The following is a 5,168-nucleotide window of genomic DNA, read 5'->3' as shown; positions in this document are numbered from 1 at the left end:
CGTTGAAGCCCATGCGGGCCGGTGGCAGCAGGGCGTCGAGGATACGTTCTTCGGCGGCGTCTTCGGCGCGGTGGCTGACCTTGGTCATTTCCTGTTCGCGCAGCAGTTTCAGAGCAGCGTCGGCCAGCAACTGCTTGTGGTAGAACGCCCACATCACCGACGGCACCGGGTCCGGGCCCGGTTCGACCGCCGCGGCGTGGGCCGCCAACGGTAACCAGCAGGCCAACATGCAGTTCAGTCGCCAGTTCATCGCCTGCTCCTATTGGTACATTTCGGGCACTTCGTACTGCAGGCCGTAATGGCTGTAGATGGTTTGCACCGAGCCGTCGCGGATCAGGCCTTCCAGCGCTTCTTCCACCGCGTAGGCCAACTGGCGATTGCTTTCGTGTACCGCCATGCCGATCTCCCAGCGCTGCCGGCCCATGCTCGGGTAAGCGTTTTGCGCCAGGGCCAGTTGCGGGTCGTGCGCCTCATGCACCTGCCAGTCGATCTCGCCGCGCATCGCCATCACCGCGTCGACTTCACCGGCCTTCATCGCCGCGAACGCCTGGGATACACCGGGGTAGTGATGGGTCTGGCGGGCGAGCATGCCGTTGAACACCGAGGTCAGGTAGAACGACGGCACGCTGTCGACTTCGACGCCGATCGGGTGTTCCTCGAACACCGCCACGCTGGCGACCTTGTCCAGGCGCCGGCGGTCGTAGGCCACCTGCCATTGTTCGTTCTGGTACGGCCCGAACATCACCACGTGGCCGTTTTCCAGTTCGCCCTGATCGTTACGCCTTTGCGCGTAATCGTGGTCGTAGGGTGCGCGCATCATCAGGTCGGCCAGTTGCTGGTTATGCAACTGGCTGCCGCGCCAGATGTAGTCGCGCAGGTCGTCGTCGAGTTTTTCCCCGGCCGGCGCCCAGATCAATTTGAGCTGCACCCCCAGCGCCTTGGCCAGGGCCTGGGCCAGCTCCACGTCGACCCCGCGCGGGGTGGCACCGTCTTCGAAACTGTAGGGGGCAAAATCTTTGTACACCGCCACTTTCAGCTCACCGGCGGCGATCATCTGGTCATAGCTGCGCACCTGCGCCTGTGCCGTCTGGCAACACAGCAGGGCCAGGCCGAGCACATAAGCGAACAGGCGCATGGCTTACTCCTCGACGTGAACGCTGTCCAGGTAGGTACGTACCGCCCACAAGGCTTCCTGGCTCAGGTAATCGGCCATTTTCGGCATATACACCCGACCGTCGCGCACCGCGCCGTGACGCACGCGCTGCACAAACCACTCATCACCGGCCTCGCCCACATCCAGCAAGCGCAAGTCGGGGGCGATGCCGCCAGACTTGGCTTCCAGGCCGTGGCAGGCGGCGCAGTTCTGATTGTAGGCGGACGAACCGATTTCCAGGGCCCGATCGTGTTCAGGCGACGTGCGATAGGGGTTCACCGCCGCCCAGCCGTCCTCATCGACCGCCACGCCGGCGTCTTTGACCGAGGTCAGGCCCTTGGTTTCCACTGCTTGCGGGACCACGTTGCCGTGGGCCCAGGCTGGACCTGCACCGATCACACCGGCCAACAGCCCGGCGACGAGCAAGGCATTGAGTTTTGTTGTCATTATTTTTGCCCTCAGGATTGCACGCAAAACCTCATTGCAGAGGTTATGGCAACCATCTTAGAAACCCTGGGGCATGGGCCGTATGCTGCTTTGGTGGCCGGCTTATCCTCCCTTGGTAGTAGGGCTTGTGGGGCACGCCTAAAACAGCGGCGCGTCGGGAAGTCTTCCCGGCAACAGCGGGACTTTTTCCGTATCCGCCCAGCACCCTGGCGCTCCACCCTGTGCAGGCCAAAACCTCCACTGGGAACTGCAACCATGACAAGAACAAGATCGCTACCCGCCCTCTCACCGCTGAGGCTCACCCCTTTGAGCTTAGCTGTGCAGGCCTTCCTGCTGGTCGGCAGCCTGTCCTTGAGTGCGGCCAGCTTCGCCGCCACCGACCCTGCCGCGCCGTCCACCCCAAAGTCGACCCGCAACGTCACCTGGGAAGACATCGCCAATGACCACCTGACCACCAAGGACGTGCTGCAATACGGCATGGGCACCAACGCCCAGCGCTGGAGCCCGTTGGCCCAGGTCAACGACAAGAACGTGTTCAAGCTCACCCCGGCCTGGTCCTACTCGTTCGGCGATGAGAAGCAGCGCGGCCAGGAATCCCAGGCCATCGTCAACGACGGCGTGGTCTACGTCACCGGCTCCTACTCCCGCGTGTTCGCCCTCGACGCGAAGACCGGCAAGCGCCTGTGGACCTACAACCATCGCCTACCCGAGAACATCCGCCCGTGCTGTGACGTGGTCAACCGCGGCGCGGCGATCTTCGGCGACAAGATCTACTTCGGCACCCTCGACGCGCGCCTGATCGCCCTCGACAAGAACACCGGCAAAGTGGTGTGGAACAAGAAATTCGGCGACCACGCCGCCGGCTACACCATGACCGGCGCCCCGGTGCTGATCAAAGACAAGGTCAGCGGCAAGGTGCTGCTGATCCACGGCAGCTCCGGCGATGAGTTCGGCGTGGTCGGCCAGTTATATGCGCGCGACCCGGACACCGGCGAAGAAGTGTGGATGCGCCCGTTCGTCGAAGGCCACATGGGCCGCCTGAACGGCAAGGACAGCACCCCGACCGGCGACGTGAAAGCCCCGTCGTGGCCGGATGACCCGACCACCGAAACCGGCAAAGTCGAGGCCTGGAGCCACGGCGGCGGCGCGCCTTGGCAGAGCGCGAGCTTCGATGCCGAGACCAACACCATCATCGTCGGCGCCGGCAACCCCGGCCCGTGGAACACCTGGGCGCGCACCTCCAAGGACGGCAACCCACACGACTTCGACAGCCTCTACACCTCGGGCCAGGTCGGCGTCGACCCGAGCACCGGCGAAGTGAAATGGTTCTACCAGCACACCCCGAACGATGCCTGGGACTTCTCCGGCAACAACGAGCTGGTGCTGTTCGACTACAAAGACAAAGACGGCAAAGTGGTCAAGGCCACCGGCCACGCCGACCGCAACGGTTTCTTCTACGTGGTCGACCGCAACAACGGCAAGCTGCAGAACGCCTTCCCGTTCGTCGACAACATCACCTGGGCCAGCCATATCGACCTGAAAACCGGGCGTCCGGTGGAAAACCCAGGCCAGCGTCCGGCCAAGCCGTTGCCGGGTGAAACCAAGGGCAAGTCGGTGGAAGTCTCGCCGCCGTTCCTCGGTGGCAAGAACTGGAACCCCATGGCCTACAGCCAGGACACCGGCCTGTTCTACATCCCGGGCAACCAATGGAAAGAGGAATACTGGACCGAAGAGGTCAACTACAAGAAAGGCTCGGCGTACCTGGGCATGGGTTTCCGCATCAAGCGCATGTATGACGACCACGTCGGCACCCTGCGCGCGATGAACCCAACCACCGGCAAGGTGGTATGGGAGCACAAGGAAGCGCTGCCGCTGTGGGCCGGCGTGCTGGCGACCAAGGGCAACCTGGTGTTCACCGGCACCGGCGACGGTTTCTTCAAGGCCTTCGACGCGAAAACCGGCAAGGAGCTGTGGAAGTTCCAGACCGGCAGCGGCATCGTCTCGCCGCCGATCACCTGGGAACAGGATGGCGAACAGTACATCGGCGTCACCGTCGGCTACGGCGGCGCGGTGCCGTTGTGGGGCGGCGACATGGCCGAGTTGACCAAGCCGGTGGCACAGGGTGGGTCGTTCTGGGTGTTCAAGATCCCGAGTTGGGATAACAAAACCGCGCAGAAGTAACCCCTGCGAGGATGCTGGGTCGCCTTTGTGGCGAGGGAGCTTGTCGAGGCGTCCCGCTGGGCTGCGAAGCGGCCCCGGCATTCCTTCAGTGACACCGTGCGTTCAGGCTTTACGACTGCTGCGCAGCCGAGCGGGAGCAAGCTCCCTCGCCACAGGAACCGCGCCACTCTCGAGGTATCGTGATGAAATATCTGCCCCTGTTACTGATGCTAACGCTGCCCGTGGCCCACGCCGACGACGGCGACGACGCTCCGCTGGTCATCAACGGTTGCACCATCGCCGAACACAGCCAATGCCCCGGCGCCAACCTCAAGGGCGCCAACCTGAGCAACCAGAACCTCGCCAAAATGAACCTGGCCGGCGCCGACCTGCGTGATGCGGACTTGCGCCACGCCAACCTCGACCTGGCCAACCTGGAAAAAGCCCAGCTACAGGGCGCCAACCTGACCCGCGCCAGCCTGCAACAAAGCAACCTGCGCCTGGCCGATTTCACCGGCGCCACGTTGATGGCGATCCAGGGTTGGGGCTTGTTTGCCCAAGGCGCGCAGTTTGAAAACGCCAACCTGAGCGCGGCTTACCTGCAATTCGCCCGGCTGTCCGGGGCAAAAATGCATAAGGTCAACCTGCGTGCGGCGGATCTGGAAATGACCTGGCTGAGCAAGGCCGACCTGCAAGGGGCGGATCTGAGCGATGCTAATTTGCAAGAGGCCAAGTTCGGTGAGAGCAACCTGGAACAGGCCACCCTCACGGGCAGCCGCCAGCACTATGCGAACTTTCAGGATGCCAATATGGAAGGCTGCAAGGACTGCCCTACCACCTGGGACCGTTAGAGCACCGCGATTCAAAATGTGGGAGGGGCGGTGCGACGATTCGACTTGCCCCCGATAGCAGTGTGTCAGCCAATACATGCATGACTGATCCACCGCTATCGGGGGCAAGCCCCCTCCCACATTTGAATGGTGTGAAACAGAGAGAAAATTGTCAGCCCGCTACTCTCACCACGCCCATGTCGATGCCCAAGTGGACCAGTTCGGCATGGGAACTCACCTGCAGCTTGCTCTTGAGCAAGGTCAGGTGGTTGGACACGGTCTTGCTGCTGATATTCAGTTGTTCGGCAATGGTCCGTGTGGGCGTGCCCCTGGCCAGCATCAGGAAAATTTCCAGCTCACGCGGCGTCATGCCCTGCAAGCGTTGATCGCTTGGCGTGTAGGCCAGCTCGGTGGCCAGGGCCTGCTCGATATAGGCGTGGCCGTCGAGGATGCGCCGCACCGCTTCGATCAACACCTCGGGCGCCGAGCTTTTGGTCAGGTAGCCCGCCGCGCCGGCCTCCAGGGCTTGGCGCACCAGCGGCAGTTCGTCGTGCATGCTGAAGAACAGCACACGCAGG

At 63.0% G+C, this 5,168-nt stretch carries 5 protein-coding genes and 2 pseudogenes; 2 read left to right on the top strand and 5 right to left on the bottom strand.

Going from position 1 to position 5,168, the window contains the following annotated elements:
* The 4 genes and pseudogenes from L9Z73_RS24800 to pedF form a co-directional block, all read right to left on the bottom strand.
* Nucleotides 1–127 (bottom strand): annotated as a pseudogene (locus L9Z73_RS24800) (hypothetical protein); the annotation flags it as partial.
* Nucleotides 116–250: pseudogene (locus L9Z73_RS24795) on the bottom strand (quinoprotein dehydrogenase-associated SoxYZ-like carrier); the annotation flags it as partial. The pseudogenes L9Z73_RS24795 and L9Z73_RS24800, both read right to left, overlap by 12 nt.
* A 9-nt stretch (nt 251–259) precedes the next feature.
* Nucleotides 260–1,135, bottom strand: coding sequence for a substrate-binding periplasmic protein (locus L9Z73_RS24790; protein ID WP_247406692.1), 876 nt, complete (start codon nt 1,133–1,135; stop codon nt 260–262).
* A 3-nt stretch (nt 1,136–1,138) separates the two neighbouring features.
* Entirely contained in the window at nt 1,139–1,600 is a 462-nt protein-coding gene (pedF, locus tag L9Z73_RS24785) for a cytochrome c-550 PedF (protein ID WP_247406689.1), read from the bottom strand.
* 255 nt (nt 1,601–1,855) lie between these two features.
* On the opposite strand from pedF, the gene exaA reads away from it, so the two are divergent.
* Both exaA and L9Z73_RS24775 read left to right on the top strand, forming a co-directional pair.
* A complete protein-coding gene (exaA, locus tag L9Z73_RS24780; RefSeq protein WP_247406687.1) occupies nt 1,856–3,781 on the top strand; it encodes a quinoprotein ethanol dehydrogenase in 1,926 nt (641 codons plus the stop codon).
* Between the two features lie 182 nt (nt 3,782–3,963).
* Nucleotides 3,964–4,611, top strand: a complete 648-nt coding sequence (locus L9Z73_RS24775; RefSeq protein WP_247406684.1) for a pentapeptide repeat-containing protein — start codon at nt 3,964–3,966, stop codon at nt 4,609–4,611.
* Between the two features lie 151 nt (nt 4,612–4,762).
* On the opposite strand, the gene L9Z73_RS24770 is transcribed toward L9Z73_RS24775, so the two are convergent.
* A partial coding sequence (locus L9Z73_RS24770) for a LuxR C-terminal-related transcriptional regulator (protein ID WP_247406681.1) occupies nt 4,763–5,168 on the bottom strand: 406 nt, incomplete at its 5' end.

Source organism: Pseudomonas emilianonis (assembly GCF_023072625.1).
Taxonomy (GTDB): Bacteria; Pseudomonadota; Gammaproteobacteria; order Pseudomonadales; family Pseudomonadaceae; genus Aquipseudomonas; species Aquipseudomonas paraveronii.
The sequence above is the reverse complement of the archived record's forward strand: the minus strand, read 5'-3'. Positions and strand labels throughout refer to the sequence as shown.